Raw genomic sequence first — 20,349 nt, forward strand, 5'->3', positions numbered from 1 at the left:
CAAAGCCTTGATTTTGAATTACGAACCTAGACTAAAGAGTTACTAGATAAATTCGGCGTAAGTAACCTTTTAACTAAATAGCGATTGTCAGTACAGTTAATTTACTCAGACACCTGTTGATTGATGAGGTCAAGCCCTCGGTCTATTAGTACTCCTAGACTTCATCCATTACTGGACTTCCATCGAGAGCCTATTAACGGGTGTTCTACCCGTGACCTTACTGGCTTACGCCATGGGAGCACTCATCTTGAGGTGGGCTTCCCACTTAGATGCTTTCAGCGGTTATCCACTCCGCACATGGCTACCCTGCGTTTACCGTTGGCACGATAACAGGTACACCAGAGGTGCGTTCCTCCCGGTCCTCTCGTACTAAGGAGGACTCCTCTCAATGCTCCTACGCCTGCACCGGATATGGACCGAACTGTCTCACGCATGTTGATCTCGTATCACTACGAGCATGGACTATATCTTCATCCTGACTCTCGCCATTAACGAATCAGGAGCCGACATTTGATGTCTCTGACAGCCTCAGAGCATCTCAGCTTACGCTTGATGGCTAACTCAAGCCTAGGCTTCAGTCTCTACGGGATCAAGAGTTGTCGTGATCTCAAGAACTGTTCTACTTGATCAGAGCGAATCGAGCGCTTTCTGGAAGCATTCAGCTCGCCAAATTGATCTACTTGCTGAGCAAGCTTCAGGAATTGTTCTGGCGCTAATCGCCTTGATTGAACAAGCTCCTGTAGAACAGTAATTGCTAAATCACATTGTGGCTTCTTGAGTTTAAGGTAGCTGCGTAGAGCCAGCAGTACTTTCAGGACAGATGGTGCATCAACAATTGCATATTCGCTTAAGCCATTCTTTCGGTCTCTCACAAACCCCACTTGGAAAATGGACTTCAACCACTCCAAGAAGGAACGATGAGAAGAAGACTGAAAGAAGGTGATACTAGCACGAATTTGGTAGCCAAGGATGTAATCCTTGCGCCGCACTAGTTGCAAGTTGATACAACCATCACCATCCAAAAAACCAGCAATGTAACTCAGCGTCAAATTATCTGTCACGAGACCCTTGCTTACCCTCGGTATTGTCTTAACCAGCCGTTCGTCACTGATTAAGATTCTACCGATTTTAGTCGGTTTGCTGCTCCACATTACTGTGGAGTGACGCAATGATTTACGTTCTGAACCCAGCTCACGTACCGCTTTAATGGGCGAACAGCCCAACCCTTGGGACGTACTACCGCCCCAGGTTGCGATGAGCCGACATCGAGGTGCCAAACCTCCCCGTCGATGTGAACTCTTGGGGGAGATCAGCCTGTTATCCCTAGAGTAACTTTTATCCGTTGAGCGACGGCCCTTCCACGCGGAACCGTCGGATCACTAAGGCCGACTTTCGTCTCTGCTCGACTTGTAGGTCTTGCAGTCAAGCTCCCTTATGCCTTTGCACTCTACGGCTGATTTCCGACCAGCCTGAGGGAACCTTTGCGCGCCTCCGTTACCATTTAGGAGGCGACCGCCCCAGTCAAACTGCCCACCTGAAACTGTTCCTTCGCTGGCTGACAGCAGAAGGTTAGAATTCTAGCCTTGCCAGAGTGGTATCTCACTGGCGACTCCATATCCCCCACAAGGGATACTTCAACGTCTCCCACCTATCCTGCGCAAGCAAAGCCCGAACCCAATTCCAGGCTACAGTAAAGCTTCATAGGGTCTTTCTGTCCGGGTGCAGGTAGTCCGCATCTTCACAGACACTTCTATTTCGCCGAGCCTCTCTCCGAGACAGCGCCCAGATCGTTACGCCTTTCGTGCGGGTCGGAACTTACCCGACAAGGAATTTCGCTCAGTAACTCTTTACCGTTTCCGATAAAGCTGGACTTTACCTTGTGCGACCACGATTCATTTGAGATGCCAGTTTTTGGATTTTCTCCAGACCGTCATTTGTTAAGTGAGCACCTGTTTGACACAAAAGTACAACATCCCTGAACTTTAAGAAGTCTATGTTCTTACTCGTTTTCAGAGGATGCTTAAGAAAGAAAGGACAAATGCGGTCTGCCAAGTGCTCTATGCTACGAACTCGATAGGCCATGCGATCGCCATGATTCACGCGAACCACACCACAATCAAAATAAGCCTTAAGTGCATAGAGAACCTTTACGTCTCGTCGATGTTGAACAACAGTAAACTCAGGAAGCACCTGAAAGCCTGTTGCCATGCCAGGGTGAGGGTTGACTCCCACATGAAAGCATCCTTCACCATCGACGAAACCAACAATCCACTGGGCATCCAAATTCATGTGTCACACCTGAACATCAAGTCTCTGAGGATTCCTAGAAACTTCTAGGCCTTTCCTGCGGATTATCCCCATGTCTTTCACATTTTGACTGAACAGCACCACAGCACTTTAATTTCTAAAACTCTCTCGAGTTCAGTGCCTCGCTGAACGAGTAGTGAAAAGCTGTCAGAGGATTTTCCCGCATATGGTTCAGTTTTACTAAGGCTAGCGTTCGTCAACCTTAGGACCGTTATAGTTACGGCCGCCGTTCACCGGGGCTTCGGTCGCCAGCTTCGCTTGCGCTGACCAGCTTCCTTAACCTTCCGGCACTGGGCAGGCGTCAGCCCCCATACATCGTCTTACGACTTAGCGGAGACCTGTGTTTTTGGTAAACAGTCGCCTGGGCCTCTTCACTGCGACCACCTCTCGGTGGCACCCCTTCTCCCGAAGTTACGGGGCCATTTTGCCGAGTTCCTTAGAGAGAGTTATCTCGCGCCCCTTGGTATACTCTACCCCCCCACCTGTGTCGGTTTCGGGTACGGGTATCTTGGCTTAACGTGCTTAGAGCTTTTCTTGGAAGCATGACATCAATCACTTCCCCACCGTAGTGGGTCGTACTCCTGCCTCAGCTCAGAGCGTTTTCGCCGCTCCTCAACACCTCGGACAGTTGAACCGGTAACCAACATCCGGCTGATTTAGCCTTCTCCGTCCCTCTGCACAAACCAAGATGAGTACTGGAATATTAACCAGTTATCCATCGACTACGCCTTTCGGCCTCGCCTTAGGTCCCGACTAACCCTTCGCGGACGAGCCTTCCGAAGGAACCCTTGGGGTTTCGGGGCATTGGATTCTCACCAATGTTTTCGCTACTCAAGCCGACATTCTCACTTCTGCTTCGTCCACACCTGCTTACGCTAGTGCTTCAAACTAATGCAGAACGCTCCCCTACCACTTACGTAGTAAGTCCACAGCTTCGGTACATCACTTAGTCCCGTTCATTTTCGGCGCAGGAACGCTTGACCAGTGAGCTATTACGCACTCTTTTAAGGATGGCTGCTTCTAGGCAAACCTCCTGGTTGTCTGAGCATTCCCACCTCCTTTACCACTTAGTGACGATTTAGGGACCTTAGCTGGTGGTCTGGGCTGTTTCCCTCTCGACGATGAAGCTTATCCCCCACCGTCTGACTGGCTGTGTGTACACAGGGTATTCAGAGTTTGACTCGATTTGGTACCGCTCTCGCAGCCCGCACCGAATCAGTGCTTTACCCCCCTGCTATAATCACAACCGCTATGCCTCAACATATTTCGGGGAGAACCAGCTAGCTCCGGGTTCGATTGGCATTTCACCCCTAACCACAGCTCATCCGCCGATTTTTCAACATCGGTCGGTGCGAACCTTCACTTGGTGTTACCCAAGCTTCATTCTGGCCATGGTTAGATCACCCGGGTTCGGGTCTATAGATACTGACAAACGCCCTATTCAGACTCGCTTTCGCTATGGCTTCGGCATTTTTGCCTTAACCTGCCAGTACCTATAAGTCGCCGGCTCATTCTTCAACAGGCACGCCGTCACTCGTTAAATCGAGCTTCGACTGCTTGTAAGCCTACGGTTTCATGTTCTATTTCACTCCCCTTCCGGGGTTCTTTTCACCTTTCCCTCGCGGTACTATGCGCTATCGGTCACACAGGAGTATTTAGCCTTACGAGGTGGTCCTCGCAGATTCATCCGGAATTCCACGTGCTCCGGACTACTCGGGATACAGCTAGGATTGTTAAGCTTTCGACTACAGGACTTTCACCTTCTCTGGTGTAGCATTCCACTACTTCGTCTAGCCGCCCAATTCCACGTTGCTGTCCCACGACCCCAACAGGCAAGCCTGTTGGTTTAGGCTGTTCCCCTTTCGCTCGCCGCTACTAAGGGAATCGAGTTTTCTTTCTTTTCCTCTGGCTACTAAGATGTTTCAGTTCGCCAGGTTCGCCCTCTAACGTTATGAATTGGCGTTAGAGTTACTGGGTTACCCCATTCGGAGACCTCCGGATCATCGCTTGTTTCCAGCTCCCCGAAGCGTATCGTCGGTATCCACGTCCTTCATCGCCTCTGTGTGCCTAGGTATCCACCGTAGGCTCTTTGTAGCTTGACCACAGTCAACATTGGTGTCTGTGATAACTACCTGACAAATCGCTATTCAGTTTTCAAGGTTCTGTTGCTGAAGTTTAATGTGCAGACACGTCAACCTCTGATGGGATGACGTGGAGGTAAGCGGACTCGAACCGCTGACCCCCTGCGTGCAAAGCAGGTGCTCTACCAGCTGAGCTATACCCCCAGGCATGTGATATGGGCCATCCTGGACTCGAACCAGGGACCTCACCCTTATCAGGGGTGCGCTCTAACCACCTGAGCTAATAGCCCATGCCTGTCTGCTTAACCTAGCAGAGTTTGAAAGCCAAGGTCAACCTCGTGCTTAGACCGCATTGAATCTGTTCTAGTAAGGTGACGTTGCAACCTGAACAGATTGGGTCTCCTTAAAAGGAGGTGATCCAGCCACACCTTCCGGTACGGCTACCTTGTTACGACTTCACCCCAGTCATCGGCCCTGCCTTAGGCGTCCCCCTCCCTTGCGGGTTAGAGTAACGACTTCGGGCATGGCCAACTCCCATGGTGTGACGGGCGGTGTGTACAAGGCCCGGGAACGTATTCACCGCAGTATGCTGACCTGCGATTACTAGCGATTCCGCCTTCATGCAGGCGAGTTGCAGCCTGCAATCTGAACTGAGCCGTGGTTTAAGAGATTAGCTCGCCCTCGCGGGTTGGCAACTCTTTGTCCACAGCATTGTAGTACGTGTGTAGCCCAGGACGTAAGGGGCATGATGACTTGACGTCATCCCCACCTTCCTCCGGTTTGTCACCGGCAGTCTCCCTAGAGTGCCCAACTGAATGCTGGCAACTAAGGACGAGGGTTGCGCTCGTTGCGGGACTTAACCCAACATCTCACGACACGAGCTGACGACAGCCATGCACCACCTGTGTTCGCGTTCCCGAAGGCACTCCCACGTTTCCGCAGGATTCGCGACATGTCAAGTCCTGGTAAGGTTCTTCGCGTTGCATCGAATTAAACCACATACTCCACCGCTTGTGCGGGCCCCCGTCAATTCCTTTGAGTTTCACACTTGCGTGCGTACTCCCCAGGCGGGACACTTAACGCGTTGGCTACGGCACTGCTGGAGTGGATACCAGCAACACCTAGTGTCCATCGTTTACGGCTAGGACTACAGGGGTATCTAATCCCTTTCGCTCCCCTAGCTTTCGTCCATGAGTGTCAGTAACGTCCCAGTAGGGCACTTTCGTCACTGGTGTTCTTCCCGATATCTACGCATTTCACCGCTACACCGGGAATTCCCCCTACCCCTGACGCACTCTAGCGATCCAGTTTCCACCGCCGATCCGAGGTTAAGCCTCGGGCTTTGACGGCAGACTTGGAAAGCCACCTGCGGACGCTTTACGCCCAATAATTCCGGATAACGCTTGCCTCCTCCGTCTTACCGCGGCTGCTGGCACGGAGTTAGCCGAGGCTTATTCCTCAGGTACCGTCATTGTGTTCTTCCCTGAGAAAAGAGGTTTACAACCCAAAGGCCTTCATCCCTCACGCGGTCTTGCTCCGTCAGGCTTTCGCCCATTGCGGAAAATTCCCCACTGCTGCCTCCCGTAGGAGTCTGGGCCGTGTCTCAGTCCCAGTGTGGCTGATCATCCTCTCAGACCAGCTATGGATCGTCGCCTTGGTAGGCCATTACCCCACCAACTAGCTAATCCACCGCGAGCTCATCCTCAGGCCAAAAAAGATTTCACCTTGCGGCACATGGGGTATTAGCGGCCGTTTCCAGCCGTTATCCCCCTCCTGAGGGTAGATTCTCACGTGTTACTCACCCGTCCGCCACTAGCACCGAAGTGCTCGTTCGACTTGCATGTGTTAAGCAGACCGCCAGCGTTCATCCTGAGCCAGGATCAAACTCTCCATTTTGAAAAAAGAGAATTTGACTTTTTGCTCTAGTAGGTGTAACCTACTCGAAAATGTACTTAATTGAGTACCTTGACGAGGGTTAACGCTTTGGCTTTCAAACGTTGATTTGTCTAGGTTCGGGACTCGTTTCGGCTGCGCGCCTCATCGAGTGCTTTATCAATCTAACAAGCCTACATAGGCGTGTCAACCCCTTTTTCGAGATTTTTTTCGGATTTTTTTCTGGATTTGGCTGAAACGCTCTCTACAAGCGGCTTTTAGCGCTAAAAAATTTTTCAGATTTTCGTTTCAGGAGGGTGAGCATGTCAGCGTTGGCGCTGCTGGAGGCCTATAGTCGTGCCCATCCACAGGAGGTGTTGCTGGTGGAGGCACAGGTGGGGGGGCGAGAGGAGGTGGTGCTGATTTTTAAGGGGGTATCGTCATCGTTGACGGGAGCGACGGTGGTGGATGCGGATATTCCCCTTTTGCCAGAGGAGGCGGTAATTGTGGCAGTGGATCGGCTGCGCAGCCCCTACGCCCCTAGTGCGCCAGTGTATTTGGAGCGAGGAATTCCTTGGGAGGATTTTCAGCGACGGTGCTTGGGCGTAAGCTGATCGACGATACGTGTGCTTAAGGGATAGTGTCATGGATGTGCTGCTGCGGCGGTTGGATGTGGAGGGGTGGCGAAGCCACAGTGGGGTGGGGCGACTTTTCGGCTTGCTCCAAGGGTGGCAGGAGAAGAGTTGGTTAGGGCGATGGTTCCCCCATTGCGCGGCGCTACTGGTTGGCTTGGTGTTGGTACTAGCGCCGTTGATGCCGTCGGAGATGATTGGCATGCTGCTGGCAGCAGGGGGTGGGTTTTGGCTGCTGTGGACGCTAGCGGGGGAACGGGAAGGCCGCTGGTGGGGGGTACATTTGCTAGTACTGCTGTATTGGGGCATTGCGCTGTTGGCTACAGTGTTGTCGCCGGTGCCTCGCGCGGCGATGGTGGGGTTGTCGAAGTTGACGTTGTACCTGCTGTTTTTTGCGCTGGCGGAGCGGGTGATGCGTAATGAGCGGTGGCGATCGCGCTTGGTGACGGTCTATCTACTGACGGCGTTGATGGTGAGTGTGGAGGGGGTACGGCAGTGGATTTTTGGGGCGGAGCCGTTGGCGACGTGGACGGATCCAGAGTCAGCCTTGGCAAATGTGACACGGGTGTATAGCTTTTTGGGAAATCCAAATCTGTTGGCGGGTTATTTGTTGCCTAGTGTGCCGTTGAGTGCGGCGGCGATCGCGGTGTGGCGAGGCTGGCTGCCAAAGCTGTTGGCAGTGGTCATGCTAGGGATGAATACAGCAAGCCTAATATTGACCTTTAGCCGTGGTGGGTGGTTGGGGTTGGTGGCGGCGACGATCGCTGGGATGGGGTTGCTGGGGGTTTGGTTTTGGCCAAGATTACCGCTGAAATGGCGGCGTTGGGGGGTGCCGACTGTGGGGACGCTGGCGATCGCCCTTTGTATTGGTGCAATTGTGAGTGTGCCGCCGCTGCGGGAGCGAGCAGCGAGTATTTTTGTTGCCCGAGGCGACAGTAGCAATAATTTCCGGATTAATGTTTGGACGGCAGTGCAGCAGATGATTTGGGCACGGCCTTGGCTAGGGATTGGACCGGGGAATGTAGCATTTAACCAGATTTACCCGCTGTATCAGGTGAATGTGCGCTTTACGGCCTTGAGTGCCTACTCCATTTTTCTGGAAATCCTTGTGGAAGTGGGTGTAATTGGTTTTAGTGTCTTTCTCTGGTTGTTGGCGGTGCTGGGCGATCGCGGGTGGCGTTGCTTGCAGGAATTACGGGCAATGGGGAATCCTCAAGGATTTTGGTTGATGGGAGCTGTGGCGACCATGGTGGGAATGCTGACCCACGGACTGGTGGATACGATTTGGTTTCGGCCGGAGGTGGCTACGCTCTGGTGGCTGATGGTGGCGATCGTGGCTAGCTTTGCCCCGGCAGTGACTTGGACAGAGCCGGCAACGGATACGGATTCTCAAGGCTAGGGTTAGACTCGCGATCGCCCGCTTGATCTTGCCAGCCACAATGGGAGCAGTGACATTGACCCATCTTGAGTTGGGAGTGATGGATGGGTTGCCGACAGGCAGGACAGCGCCCGGTGAAGTAGGGGTGGTACATCAACATCCGAATTTGCTCAACAGGGGGGAGGTGACCAATCACTTGCTCAAGACTGTTAGCGGGGCACTCTAGGGAAAACATCAGGGAATTCACAGCAACGTTTGTATCGGTTTACAAAATCTCCTTTCTCTAGTCTGAGGGCGATCGCTGGCAAGAGGAACCGTAGAAATACGGAAATCTTCCCTCTGTAACCTGTGGAAAACTCCAAAAAGCCTGTGGAAAATTCTGGGGAAAACCTGTGGAAAACCCCGGAAAAACTCTGAAAAACTGTGGAAATCTTTTTATTCTTTTTCCACCGAGATAATAGCCTGTGGAAAAACCCCCTACTTTTTCCACAAGTTTTCCACAGGGGGTAAGTGGCTCAAATCCGCTCTACAAGCGGATTTCCGAAAAGTTTTCCACATTTCCACAGGCTCTACTACTACTATAAGAATATTTTTTAAAAATTTAGTAGTAGTAGTAGTAATAGATCTTAGATCCTAAAGAGAATAAAATTTGGTCAGAGAAAAATAAGGATGCGATGGAGGCAACTTGGGGTTAGTTTGAAGCTGGTTTGTTTAGAGCTTGAGGAAATCTTTGACGAGAGGATCGTGATACTGGAGAACTTTTAGGAAGACAAGAACAGAATGAAGGGTTGAGATGGCTAAAGGATTCGGAACTTCTAAGTGCTTGGGGAAAACCTTGGGGAATTTGGGGAAAACTGTGAAAAAGGATTTGAATTTAGGTTCAGAACGTTCTAATGAGGATCTGTTTACGCCGCGAAAAATTTTTTTGGCCTGAGAGTGGTCTAGAAGCTTCTAGAAGGCGGGCGATCGCCCCAGTGAGTAGGTTTTATCGTTAAGGGGATTTAGCTGCCCATAGAGGCGATTTTATGAGGGGTTGTCTAGAAAACCTTGGGGCAGCCGTTTGCCGATAGGATAATCCAAGCAACTATCCTCCTGAAACTGGCCATGACACGCATTGTTACTCTCCTAGGAGCAACCCCAGAACAACAAACCGCACTGGGTCTAGCCATTGCCCAGTGGTTTGCCAGACAACAGCAGCGAACTTTATTAGCGGTACCCAGTCCAGCCACTTCCCTGCAATTTCTCATCAGCAGTCGAGATCCGGGGATTGGTTGGCAACCAAAGTTGCTATCAGAGGGATTGGCGATCGCCGAGCTGCTGGCCACTGAAAGTCTCAACGCGGCATGGCAAGAACTCAGCCGTTTAGTGGAACCCTATTTGCCCCAAGAGTTGGTGGGTAAGGTTTATGCGGGGGAATTAGTCATTCTACCGGGGATGGATACTCTGCTCACCCTAAATGCGTTGCGCGTGCACTACAGCAGTGGTGAGTACGATGTGATTGTCTATGTGGGCGGGAATAGTCAAGATACCCTGCGGCTGATTGGGTTGCCCCAAGGGTTAGCGTGGTACTATCGCCGCTTTCAACGGTTGCTGGATCAACTGGATCTCAACGCGATCGCCAATGCCATTGGGGGGCCGATCGCGAGTGCGATTATGGCAGCGAATATTGATATCCAAAAAGTGCAGGAGCGTTTCAGTGAAGCCAAAGAGTGGATTGATCGTGGAGTAAGGATTGCCGCCGATCCTAAGCGCCTATCGGTGTTTCTTGTAACGGATGGCACAGCAATCTCAATCGCTCAGACCCAATGGCTATGGGGGAGTGCTCAACAGGTGAATGTTCCCATTTCTGAAGTCTTTTGTATGGGGGAACCCACCCCAGAGGTCAGCAACACGTTTGCACCACTGCGCATTTCGGCTCTCCCCAAAGACTGGAGCGACTGGCAAGCCCTTGCTTCCCATCTTCCAGACCTGACCCAGTTGGCGGCAGCACCTGCTCCCTATGAATTTGACGAAGTTCAACAACAGGTGCGGATTTTCCTACCGGGATTTCGCAAAGAGCAGGTGAAACTGGGCGAGTTTAGCGGAGAACTGACAGTAGAAGCCGGTGACCAGCGGCGCCACATTGAACTGCCCCCCAGCCTCAAGGACAAACCTGTTCGCGGCGGTAAATTTGAAGCCCCCTATTTAATTGTGACGTTCTAAGGCTCAAGGCGCAGACGCACGGAGTCGCGGTGGGAGATCAGGCCTTCCGTTTCAGCGAGGGTCATGACCGCTCCCCCCTGTTTGCGTAAGGCGGCAGGGGTGTATTGAATAATGCTGGAGTGTTTGAGGAAGGTTTCTACGCCCAAGGCAGAAGCATAACGGGCGGCACCAGAAGTGGGCAGCGTGTGATTGGGGCCTGCTAGATAGTCGCCAACCGCTTCAGGGGTGGAATAGCCGAGAAAAATCGCACCGGCATGGCGCACCTGCGCCACAAGGCTCCAAGGGTCTTCGACTTCCAGTTCCAGATGCTCTGGGGCAAAGTTATTGGATAGCTCAACGGCTTGTTCAAGGGTTTGAACAATGCCAATCAGGCCGTAGTGGGCGATCGCCTTCTCAGTGAGGACACGGCGCGGATGCTCAGCCAATTGTTCATTAACAGCAGTGACAACGGCTTCCGCAAGGGGAAGACTCGGCGTGAGCAAAATGGCTGCCGCAAGGGGATCATGTTCTGCTTGAGCCAGTAGATCAGCCGCAATGTGAACAGGATTGGCTGCCTCATCGGCAATAATTAAGACTTCTGACGGCCCTGCTAGGGAATCAATACCCACACGGCCATAGACCTGCTTCTTGGCCAGCATGACATACAGGTTTCCCGGCCCGGTAATGACATCCACCCGAGGAATCGTTTCTGTGCCATAGGCAAGGGCGGCAATGGCTTGAGCGCCACCAACGCGATAAATCTCTTGAATCCCTGCTTCTTGGGCGGCAACGAGAACCGCAGGGTTAATGCCTTTGCCCTGACCGGGAGGGGTGACCATGACAATCCGCTGCACACCGGCCACCTGAGCGGGAATCGCATTCATTAAAACCGTACTGGGATAGGCAGCCCGTCCCCCGGGCACATACAGTCCGGCAGCATCAACGGCAGTGTAGCGTTTGCCGAGGACAATGCCATCTTCACCAAATTGCACCCAACTTTTGGGGACTCGCTGGCGGTGGAAGGCTTCAATTTGTTGCTTGGCGAGGCGAATCGCATCGAGGAGTTCTTTGGACACCTGTTGGTAGGCGGCATCCAGTTCGTCCCCCTTTACCCGTAACGTTTCAGGGGTCAGGTCAACGTGATCAAACTGGGCCGTGTACTCAATTAGGGCGCGATCGCCTTCCTTGGCGACACGGCGCAAAATTGCCTCAACAGTAGCCTGTTGTTCGCTCATCTCCCCGCTATCGGTGCGATCGCAAATGCGGCGTAGTTCAGCGCGTAGCTCTGTTAACTGGGTGATGATCCGCAACATGGTCGTTCACGTAGGCGAGGCAGAGAGTCAGGCAAAGGTTAAAAAACCTTAATCAACCCTATCCCTAGCTTACAGCGATTTTCCAATTACAGGGGCAGGTTAAGGCTAGCCAGCCACGAGTGCTGAAGGCAACAATGCATAGTACTCAGGCTTGAGAGCAAGCCTCAGGGAACTAAGGTCGCCACTCGTCGCCTAGCGCTTCCTCGCGGGTGGAGTCACGCACTTTAGGAATGATCTCAAAAGATAAGCCAATCGCCTTCAGTATATTTTTCCTTGCCTTTTGAGAGACACCTAAGAAAGCTTCTGCCTTGAGTTGGGTGACGGTCTCATTCAGCCAAAGATAAGAGTCAATCTCACCAAGGCCCATACTCTAGACCGATGGGGTAGGAGATCACAATAGCAACGGGTTTTCTGGTCCTGTATAGCCTAGGTGTTGCCAAGCGCGGGGCGTGGCGACGCGGCCTCGGGGAGTTCGTTGCAGATAGCCCATCTGGAGAAGGTAGGGTTCATAGACCTCTTCAATGGTTTGCACATCTTCGCCCGTGGCTGCGGCAAGGGTTTCAATCCCCACAGGTCCCCCTTGGTAGGACTCAATCATCAGACTGAGGAGCCGGCGATCGCTCCAATCTAAGCCTGCTGGATCCACATTGAACAGTTCAAGGGCAGCAGTAGCCACCTCTAGACTAATCGTGCCATCGTGCTTCACATCGGCATAATCCCGTACCCGCTTCAGGAGCCGCAAGGCAATGCGGGGAGTGCCGCGACTGCGCCGGCCAATTTCTAGCGCTGCTTCGGGGGTAATGGGGGTTTGTAAGAGGGCTGCCCCCCGCTGCACAATCTGCTGGAGTTCTTCGGGATGATAAAAGCGCAACCGCTGCACTAAACCAAAGCGATCGCGCAAGGGCGAGGTCAACGCCCCAGCACGGGTGGTTGCTCCCACAAGGGTAAAGCGATTGAGTTTCAGTCGTCGTGTGCGGGCTGTTTGCTGTTTGCCCACCGTCAGATCAAGGTAAAAGTCCTCCATGGCTGGATAGAGGAGTTCCTCGGTCATGCGGGAGAGGCGGTGAATCTCATCAATAAAGAGAATATCCCCCGCTTGCAGGTTTACCAAGAGACCCACAATGTCGCGGGGGCGCTCCAAAGCTGGGGCACTGGTCACTTTGCAGTTGACCCCCATTTCTGCTGCCAAGATCAAGGCAATAGTGGTTTTCCCTAAGCCCGGCGGGCCATAGAGTAGCAGGTGATCAAGGGGTTCTTGGCGTGCCTTGGCTGCCTCGATCGCAATGTGCAGCACATCCTTTAGTTCCTGCTGGCCAATGTAGTCCTGCAAAGAGCGGGGACGTAGGGATTCTTCAGCTAGGGACTGCTGTTCCTCTAGGGTGGGTTGATTGGAAAGCAGTGAAGGGGGGCGCGATCGCTCCGGCGGTGAATTGTGCGACGAAATAATCGCCATCGGTGCCCCCTAGGGCAAAGTTTAAGCCCGTTTTAACCAGCTAAACATCGAGCGCAGTTCTTGACCCACCTGTTCAATGGGGTGTTCTGCCTCCCGTTGCCGCATGGCAGTAAAGCCCGGTTTACCCGCCATATTTTCCAGCACAAACTCACGGGCAAATTGACCCGTTTGAATTTCGTGGAGAATTTTGCGCATTTCCGCGCGGGTTTCATCGGTGATAATCCGTGGGCCACGGGTGAGGTCGCCGTATTCTGCGGTGTTGGAGATACTGTCCCGCATTTTGGCAAGACCTCCCTCAACAATCAAATCCACAATCAGTTTCACTTCATGGAGACACTCAAAGTAGGCCAGCTCTGGCTGATAACCCGCCTGCACCAATGTTTCAAAGCCAGCCTTAATCAGGGCACTGAGGCCACCACAGAGCACCACTTGCTCCCCAAAGAGATCGGTTTCGGTTTCTTCACGGAAGGTGGTTTCCAGAATGCCGGCACGGGTGCCACCAATCCCTTTAGCATAGGCCATAGCTAAGTCACGGGCTTGACCACTGGCATTTTGATAGACCGCAAATAGGCAGGGTACCCCTTCCCCTTGGGTATAGGTGCGGCGGACAAGGTGACCGGGTCCTTTGGGCGCCACCATCACCACATCCACGTTGTCGGGGGGCACAATCTGACCAAAGTGAATGTTAAAGCCGTGGGCAAAGGAGAGAACATTTCCCGCGTGCAGGTGGGGGGCAATCTCCTGTTCATAAACAACCCGCTGAACTTCATCGGGCAGAAGGATCATAATCCAGTCGGCCATTTTTGCAGCTTCCGCCACAGAGTGTACCGCTAGACCATCGGCACGGGCGCGCTCTGCAGAACGACTACCAGCATAGAGACCCACCACAACATTGAGACCGCTATCCCGCAGGTTGAGGGCATGGGCATGGCCTTGGGAGCCATAGCCAATAATGGCGATCGTTTTGTCTTTGAGGAGTTCTAATTGGGCATCTGCGTCGTAATACATGCGCGCCATAGCGATGATGTTCCTTTCCAATTGCATTCAGCAGGTCGTTATTATTTCTCTACCACATTGGCAGGGCCGATATAGCTAGTTGCGGGAGTTAACGATTACGGGAATAGCGATTGTTGCCACCGCCCATGGCTTCACGGGGACGCGCTTTGTTGACCTTGAGTTGCCGTCCCATCCATTCGGCACCGTCGAGATCGGCGATCGCTGCCTCTTCTTCAGCATCCGTGGACATTTCCACAAAACCAAAGCCCCGCTTACGGCCGGTTTCCCGATCCACTGGTAAATAGACTTGTTTAACGGAACCGTACTCGGCAAAAATGGCCTCTAGGTCTTCTTGGGTGGCCGTGTAGGAAAGGTTGCCGACATAAATAGACATAATCTGAACTGCTCCAAAGCAAAAATTGAACCACGTGTTGGCGTTGACTTCGGAGAGATGACTGTCACGTAACCAACCTTCCCTAAAACCGAACTCAAGAATCGCTCTACTTAAAAACTCAAGCGGCGATTACTCGCCAACCTTGTCTCCCGATTATAGCCGATTACGATGGCCTGCGCTGCGAAAGTAGGAGTGCTACCCTAAAAGAGGTAGATTTTTTGTGAATCTTAACAATGTCCGATTTACCGGCGGTTGTTGTTGGCCTTTCCGGCGGTGTCGATAGTTCTGTGGCCATTGCCAGCCTCAAAGCTCAAGGGTACCCCGTTGTCGGTCTGACACTGTGGCTGATGAAGGGTAAGGGGCAGTGCTGCTCTGAGGGGCTAGTGGATGCAGCGCGTCTTTGTGAGGAGCTGGGCGTCCCTCACCATATTGTGGATAGCCGTGAAATTTTCGAGAAATATATTGTGAACTATCTGGTCAGTGGCTACGCCAGTGGGGTGACACCGCTGCCCTGTTCTCAATGCAACCGTTTGGTGAAGTTTGGGCCAATGCTGGCCTATAGCCGTGAGCAACTGGGGATTGACTACATTGCTACGGGGCATTATGCCCAAGTGAAATACAATCCCACCAGCGATCGCTATGAACTGTGGCGGGCGGTGGATCGCCATAAGGATCAGAGCTACTTTCTCTATGACTTGCCCCAAGAGATTCTCGCCCATGTGCTGTTTCCCCTTGGTCAGCAAACCAAGGCTGAGACCCGTGCCCTTGCGGCGCAGTATGGCCTGCACACCGCCAGTAAACCGGAAAGCCAAGACCTCTGCTTGATTGAAGCCCATGGATCCATGCGCCAATTCTTGGATCAGTATCTGCCCAGTCAGCAGGGGGAGATTGTTGATGTCCATGGCCGGGTGCTGGGGTACCATCAGGGGATCCACCACTATACAATTGGCCAGCGCAAAGGCTTGGGAATTGCGGCACCTGAACCCCTCTACGTGGTGGCCTTGGATCGGGAGCACAACCGCGTCATTGTTGGCGATCGCGCCACCGCTGCTCGTCGCGAGTGTACAGTGGCACGGGTAAACTGGGTCTCGATTCCACCGCCAACTGAACCCATCACCGCAACAGTACAAATCCGCTATCGCACCCCCCCTGTACCGGTGACCATCATTCCCGACCCCCGCTCGGAGCAGGTACAATTAGAGTTTGCTGAACCGCAATTTGGGGTCACGCCGGGGCAAGCGGCGGTTTGGTATGCGGGCGATCGCCTCCTAGGGGGTGGCATCATCCAGCCCTTTAGCACACCTACTCCAGAACCTCTAGAAACGATAGCCGCACAGGTTTAAGAACGTCTAAAGAAAGGACTCACCATGCAAAAACGCCTTCATTACTCATCGTTGGAAATTAACCGTCGGGCTGAACAACTGATCAACCATTCCGACAGTCGCTATCGAATTACGGTGCAAATTGCCAACCGTGCCAAACAGCGGCGGGGGCTAGAGGCGAGTGAAGATCTTGATGATCTGCCCCTGAAGCCGGTGATCCGTGCCATTATCGAAATGTCCGATGAGATTGCCCAACCGGAGTTACTGGCAGATTAGAAGCGATGGGGAGACGAGGGGGCTGGACACTTTTGGGTTGGTTTACGTGGGGCTGCTTGTTGGCACTGTTGTGGTTGCCCCTGAGCAGTACTTGGAGCGGGGGGCGATCGCAATCTAACTCCAACTTGCCCGATGCCACGGGTCAAATTCTGATTAACCCCCGTTTGGTGGCGGAAACCCTCTATCCCAAATTGCCCGGTTTCCCGAAGGAAAATCACTATATTCGCCAAGAAAACCGCCAGCCGGCGCCAGAGAGTACGCTCCTAGAGCGATTCATTGTCTATCACACCACTGTCAAAGGGCGATCGCCCCTCTACCGCTTTGACTGGAAAATTTCCCTTGCCGACTATTTGGGGCTGAATGAATTCCTGCGGGGAGAAACCTATCCGGGAGGTTCCTACCTCACTGTCAACCCAATGGAAGGGGATGTTGCTGCCATTCGCCAGCTCAATCGCCAACAACGGGAGGCATTGGTGAGCACCTTGGCTGCTTTCTATGCACAGCAGGCGGGGTTACCCACTACCCCACCCCAGCCAACACTGCCAGAACCGACACCGAGACCAACACCTAGAGTCCCCGCACTTCCTCCCCTTCCCCAACCCGGTAGTGCCGGACTTTTGGTGCCCCCTGAACCCCCCCGCCCGATGCCCACTGGGGAATCTCGCTTTTTACTGCCCTAGATTTTGCAATTGGGTAAATGACTCATGGCTGTTCCGATTCCTGAGTTGCTCACTCCAGAAATCCTCAAACCTGCTCGCTATTTGGGGAATGAGCGAGGCGCTGTTCATAAGCCTTGGGAGGCCGCAACGGTGCGCTGGGTACTCAGCTATCCGGAAATCTATGAAGTGGGCGCTTCAAACTTGGGGCACATTATTCTCTACAACATTCTCAATGCTGTCCCCGATCAACTGTGCGATCGCGCCTACCTACCGGCAGCGGATTTAGCCGCTAAATTGCGAGCTACCCAAACGCCCCTTTTTGCCGTGGAGTCGCGCCGTCCCCTGCGGGAATTTGACCTCATTGGCTTTAGCCTCAGCTATGAGTTGGGGGCAACAAACATTTTGGAAATGTTGGATTTGGCTGGCTTGCCCCTGACGTGGCGAGAGCGGCAGCAGGCCTCGATTACTGAAATTCCCTTGATCTTTGCCGGCGGACAAACAGCCACATCGAACCCCGAACCCTACGCCGATTTCTTCGACTTTTTTGCCCTTGGCGATGGCGAGGAACTCTTGCCTGAAATTGGCCTTGTGGTGGCAGAAGGCAAACGCGCCGGCTTAAGTCGCCAAGACTTGCTGCTGGACTTGGCTCAAGTGCCGGGGGTCTATGTGCCGCAATTTTACGATCGCCAAGGGGATGGCTCCGTCAAACCCAATCGCCCTGATGTGCCTGAGCGCATTTTGCGGCGGGTGGCCACGCCCATGCCCCACTACGCCATTGGCTTGGTTCCCTATGTGGCGACGGTGCACGATCGCCTGACGGTGGAAATTCGCCGCGGTTGTACCCGCGGCTGTCGCTTTTGCCAACCGGGGATGCTCACCCGCCCCGCCCGTGATGTTGCCCCCGATGAGGTGATTGCTGCCATTGAAACCGGCATGCGCGCCACCGGCTTCAACGAGTTTTCGCTGCTGTCGTTGAGTTGCTCGGACTATTTGGCGTTGCCCGCTGTGGGCGTGGAAATCAAAAATCGTCTGCAACACGAAAACATCTCCCTCTCCCTTCCCAGTCAGCGGGTGGATCGCTTTGATGAAAACATTGCCCATATTGTTGGCGGTACGCGCCAAGGAGGACTCACCTTCGCCCCAGAGGCCGGAACGCAGCGGCTGCGGGACATTATCAACAAGGGGCTGACCAATGAGGAATTGCTGCGGGGCATCAAAACCGCCTACGAACAGGGCTGGGATAAAATTAAGCTCTACTTTATGATTGGTCTGCCGGGGGAAACCGATGCTGATGTGTTGGGCATTGCCGAAACGATCCGTTGGCTGAAGCGGGAATGCTGGATCAAAGGACGCAAGCCCCTGAGCTTTAATCTGACCATTTCTAACTTTACCCCCAAGCCCCATACTCCCTTCCAGTGGCATGCGGTGTCCACCAATGAGTTTCTGCGCAAACAGGAGCTACTAAAGGCCGAATTCCGCACCATTAAGGGGCTGAAGGCCAACTTTACGGACGTGCGCATCTCCGCGATGGAGGACTTTGTCGGTCGGGGCGATCGCCAACTGGGGCCTGTGATCCGCCGCGCTTGGGAATTGGGGGCACGGGAAGATTCTTGGTGGGAAAGTCTCGATCGCGCCTATGCCGCTTGGACACAGGCGATTCAAGAAGCCGGTCTGGACTGGAAATACCGCCAGCTGCAAGCCGGTGAGTGGAATGTCTTTAGTGGTGGCAGCCACAACCTTGATGCCCCTCTGCCCTGGGATCACATTGATACCGGCATTAGTAAAGCATGGCTGAAGGAAGACTTGCGCCGTGCCTTAGAAGCTGTGGTGGTGCCTGATTGTTCCTTTGAGGGGTGTTCCCACTGTGGGGTGTGTGGCATTGACTTTGGCCACAATGTGGTCGTGCCGCCGCCACCGATTCCCCCCATTCAAGGTCAACCTCAACCCCCGCATGAGCGTGTGCAGCGTCTGCGCCTTACCTTTGGCAAAACCGGGGAAATGACCCTCCTAAGCCATTTGGATTTACTGCGCCTCTTTGAGCGAGCAGTGCGCCGTGCCCAGTTGCCCATTGCCTTTACGGGCGGCTTTCATCCTTCGCCGCGCATCTCGACTGCCAGCGCCTTGCCCCTAGGGGTCACCAGTTACGGCGAAATCGTTGATCTGGAGTTTTATCGCGAGGTGGATCCGCCAACGGTGCTCGAGCAATTGCGGCAACAACTGCCAGCGGAGATCCCCCTCTATACCTGTGAGGTGGTGCCCCTGACGGAACCCGCTGCCAGTGAAGCCCTGCGGGCGGCCACCTATGAGCTACTTATCCATGCTCCTGAATCCGTGGAGCGGGAGACTTGGGAACACTGGTTAGAGACCTTGCGAGCTACGCCTGAAATCCTCTATGAGCTAACTACGAAGTCAGGTAAAACCCAAGTGGTGAATTTGCGCGATCGCCTGCTGGAGATTCACCTGAGTGAGCACCAAGACCAGTGGCCAGCCCTCAAGGTGATTTACACCGGCGTCTATCGCAACAATGGCACGTTTCTACGGCCAGAGCATGTTCTTTACCTACTAGAGAAAGTCAGTGGCTTGGCCTTAGAACTGGGGGCGATCGCCCGTCAGAAATTGCACCTCGAAACATCATGAACCTAGCAACGCAAATTCGCGGCGGTTTGATTGTCTCCTGTCAAGCCCCGGCAGATTCCCCCTTGGCTGCCCCAGAAATCATCGCCGCCATGGCCAAAGCAGCGGTTTTGCGGGGGGCAGTGGCCGTGCGCATCAATACCCCAGCCCATATTCAGGCGGTGCGCCAAGCCGTAAATGTGCCCATCATTGGCCTGTGGAAGCAGGAGTTGCCCGACTATCCTGTGTACATTACGCCTCGCTTTGCTGATGCGCTGGCCGTTGCTGCAGCAGGTGCCGATGTCATTGCCCTCGATGCCACCGCGCGATCGCGCCCTGAACCCCTCGAGGATTTGATTCAGCGAATTCACGATGACCTGGGCAAGCCCGTGATGGCCGATATTGACTCCCTTGAAAGTGCGGAAGCGGCGGTTGCTGCGGGTGCCGATTGGGTGGGCACGACCCTCTTTGGTTACACCGAAACCACGGCGCATACCCCACCCCCCAGTTGGTCGCTGCTTAGTCAACTGGTCGAACATTTCAGTGTCCCCATCCTCTGTGAAGGGGGGATTGCCAGTCCAACAATGGCAGCAAAAGCCTTAAGTCTGGGCGCTTGGGCAGTGGTCGTAGGCACCGATATTACGGGGATTGACCTCAAGGTGCAGCAGTATGTTCAAGCCCTCAAGGCAAACAGGATTGACAATTCTCAACCCTAAACTGTGTCCAAATTCTCTGGGTTTGTATATTTTCCTCTATATTCCGACCGATAAACGAGAGTTTGTGGCAAGATAGAATCCGTAGCTAAAAATACATCGTTAGCCTAGGAGCCACCATCTATGAGCCTAAAACTTGGGGATGTCGTACCCAACTTT

The 20,349-nt window shown here is 53.4% G+C and carries 13 protein-coding genes, 2 tRNA genes and 2 rRNA genes; 8 read left to right on the top strand and 9 right to left on the bottom strand.

Annotated features, from left to right (window positions below; genetic code table 11):
* Positions 1 to 125 precede the first annotated feature (125 nt).
* The 4 genes from ACK4HN_RS05380 to ACK4HN_RS05395 all read right to left on the bottom strand — a co-directional run bounded on the left by ACK4HN_RS05380 (position 126) and on the right by ACK4HN_RS05395 (position 6,284).
* Positions 126 to 4,409 (bottom strand): 23S ribosomal RNA (locus ACK4HN_RS05380).
* Between the two features lie 110 nt (positions 4,410 to 4,519).
* Positions 4,520 to 4,592, bottom strand: a tRNA-Ala gene (locus ACK4HN_RS05385).
* A 12-nt stretch (positions 4,593 to 4,604) separates the two neighbouring features.
* Positions 4,605 to 4,678, bottom strand: a tRNA-Ile gene (locus ACK4HN_RS05390).
* A 116-nt stretch (positions 4,679 to 4,794) separates the two neighbouring features.
* Positions 4,795 to 6,284: ribosomal RNA gene (locus ACK4HN_RS05395) — 16S ribosomal RNA — on the bottom strand.
* Together the 16S and 23S rRNA genes with 2 tRNA genes alongside form the textbook arrangement of a ribosomal RNA operon.
* 299 nt (positions 6,285 to 6,583) lie before the next feature.
* Between ACK4HN_RS05395 and ACK4HN_RS05400 the strand changes: the two genes are divergently transcribed.
* Both ACK4HN_RS05400 and ACK4HN_RS05405 read left to right on the top strand, forming a co-directional pair.
* Positions 6,584 to 6,874, top strand: a complete 291-nt coding sequence (locus ACK4HN_RS05400; protein ID WP_409868630.1) for a hypothetical protein — start codon at positions 6,584 to 6,586, stop codon at positions 6,872 to 6,874.
* A 31-nt stretch (positions 6,875 to 6,905) separates the two neighbouring features.
* A complete protein-coding gene (locus ACK4HN_RS05405; protein ID WP_409868629.1) occupies positions 6,906 to 8,291 on the top strand; it encodes an IctB family putative bicarbonate transporter in 1,386 nt (461 codons plus the stop codon).
* Here ACK4HN_RS05405 and ACK4HN_RS05410 read toward each other — a convergent pair.
* Positions 8,230 to 8,505: a hypothetical protein gene (locus ACK4HN_RS05410; RefSeq protein ID WP_409868628.1), complete on the bottom strand. Its 276-nt coding sequence runs from the start codon at positions 8,503 to 8,505 to the stop codon at positions 8,230 to 8,232. The genes ACK4HN_RS05405 and ACK4HN_RS05410 overlap by 62 nt on opposite strands.
* Before the next feature lie 869 nt (positions 8,506 to 9,374).
* Between ACK4HN_RS05410 and ACK4HN_RS05415 the strand changes: the two genes are divergently transcribed.
* Positions 9,375 to 10,472, top strand: coding sequence for an ArsA family ATPase (locus tag ACK4HN_RS05415; protein WP_409868627.1), 1,098 nt, complete (start codon positions 9,375 to 9,377; stop codon positions 10,470 to 10,472).
* On the opposite strand, the gene hisD is transcribed toward ACK4HN_RS05415, so the two are convergent.
* The 4 genes from hisD to ACK4HN_RS05435 all read right to left on the bottom strand — a co-directional run bounded on the left by hisD (position 10,469) and on the right by ACK4HN_RS05435 (position 14,607).
* On the bottom strand, positions 10,469 to 11,764 hold the full coding sequence (hisD, locus tag ACK4HN_RS05420) for a histidinol dehydrogenase (protein ID WP_409868626.1): 1,296 nt from the start codon (positions 11,762 to 11,764) through the stop codon (positions 10,469 to 10,471). The genes ACK4HN_RS05415 and hisD overlap by 4 nt on opposite strands.
* Before the next feature lie 391 nt (positions 11,765 to 12,155).
* Positions 12,156 to 13,217 carry a Holliday junction branch migration DNA helicase RuvB gene (gene ruvB / locus ACK4HN_RS05425; RefSeq protein ID WP_409868625.1) on the bottom strand — a complete coding sequence of 354 codons (1,062 nt, stop codon included), beginning with the start codon at positions 13,215 to 13,217 and terminating at the stop codon, positions 12,156 to 12,158.
* Positions 13,218 to 13,238: 21 nt separating this feature from the next.
* Complete coding sequence (gene ilvC, locus ACK4HN_RS05430) at positions 13,239 to 14,234, bottom strand: ketol-acid reductoisomerase (protein WP_409868624.1); 996 nt, start codon at positions 14,232 to 14,234, stop codon at positions 13,239 to 13,241.
* Positions 14,235 to 14,322: 88 nt separating this feature from the next.
* On the bottom strand, positions 14,323 to 14,607 hold the full coding sequence (locus ACK4HN_RS05435; protein ID WP_409868623.1) for an RNA recognition motif domain-containing protein: 285 nt from the start codon (positions 14,605 to 14,607) through the stop codon (positions 14,323 to 14,325).
* Between the two features lie 233 nt (positions 14,608 to 14,840).
* On the opposite strand from ACK4HN_RS05435, the gene mnmA reads away from it, so the two are divergent.
* From mnmA to ACK4HN_RS05460, 5 genes are read left to right on the top strand one after another with little or no spacing between them, the layout of a single operon-like run.
* The gene (gene mnmA / locus ACK4HN_RS05440) at positions 14,841 to 15,950 is read left to right on the top strand and encodes a tRNA 2-thiouridine(34) synthase MnmA (protein ID WP_409852154.1); all 1,110 of its coding nucleotides are present in this window, start codon (positions 14,841 to 14,843) and stop codon (positions 15,948 to 15,950) included.
* A 24-nt stretch (positions 15,951 to 15,974) separates the two neighbouring features.
* Positions 15,975 to 16,205: a DNA-directed RNA polymerase subunit omega gene (locus tag ACK4HN_RS05445; RefSeq protein WP_409852157.1), complete on the top strand. Its 231-nt coding sequence runs from the start codon at positions 15,975 to 15,977 to the stop codon at positions 16,203 to 16,205.
* Positions 16,206 to 16,210: 5 nt separating this feature from the next.
* Positions 16,211 to 16,885: a hypothetical protein gene (locus ACK4HN_RS05450; protein ID WP_409868622.1), complete on the top strand. Its 675-nt coding sequence runs from the start codon at positions 16,211 to 16,213 to the stop codon at positions 16,883 to 16,885.
* A gap of 24 nt (positions 16,886 to 16,909) precedes the next feature.
* The gene (locus ACK4HN_RS05455) at positions 16,910 to 19,501 is read left to right on the top strand and encodes a TIGR03960 family B12-binding radical SAM protein (RefSeq protein ID WP_409868621.1); all 2,592 of its coding nucleotides are present in this window, start codon (positions 16,910 to 16,912) and stop codon (positions 19,499 to 19,501) included.
* On the top strand, positions 19,498 to 20,193 hold the full coding sequence (locus tag ACK4HN_RS05460; RefSeq protein ID WP_409868620.1) for an N-acetylmannosamine-6-phosphate 2-epimerase: 696 nt from the start codon (positions 19,498 to 19,500) through the stop codon (positions 20,191 to 20,193). The genes ACK4HN_RS05455 and ACK4HN_RS05460 overlap by 4 nt, the downstream gene beginning before the upstream one ends.
* The last annotated feature ends 156 nt before the right edge of the window (positions 20,194 to 20,349 follow it).

This window comes from Thermosynechococcus sp., assembly GCF_046299655.1.
GTDB lineage: Bacteria > Cyanobacteriota > Cyanobacteriia > Thermosynechococcales > Thermosynechococcaceae > Thermosynechococcus.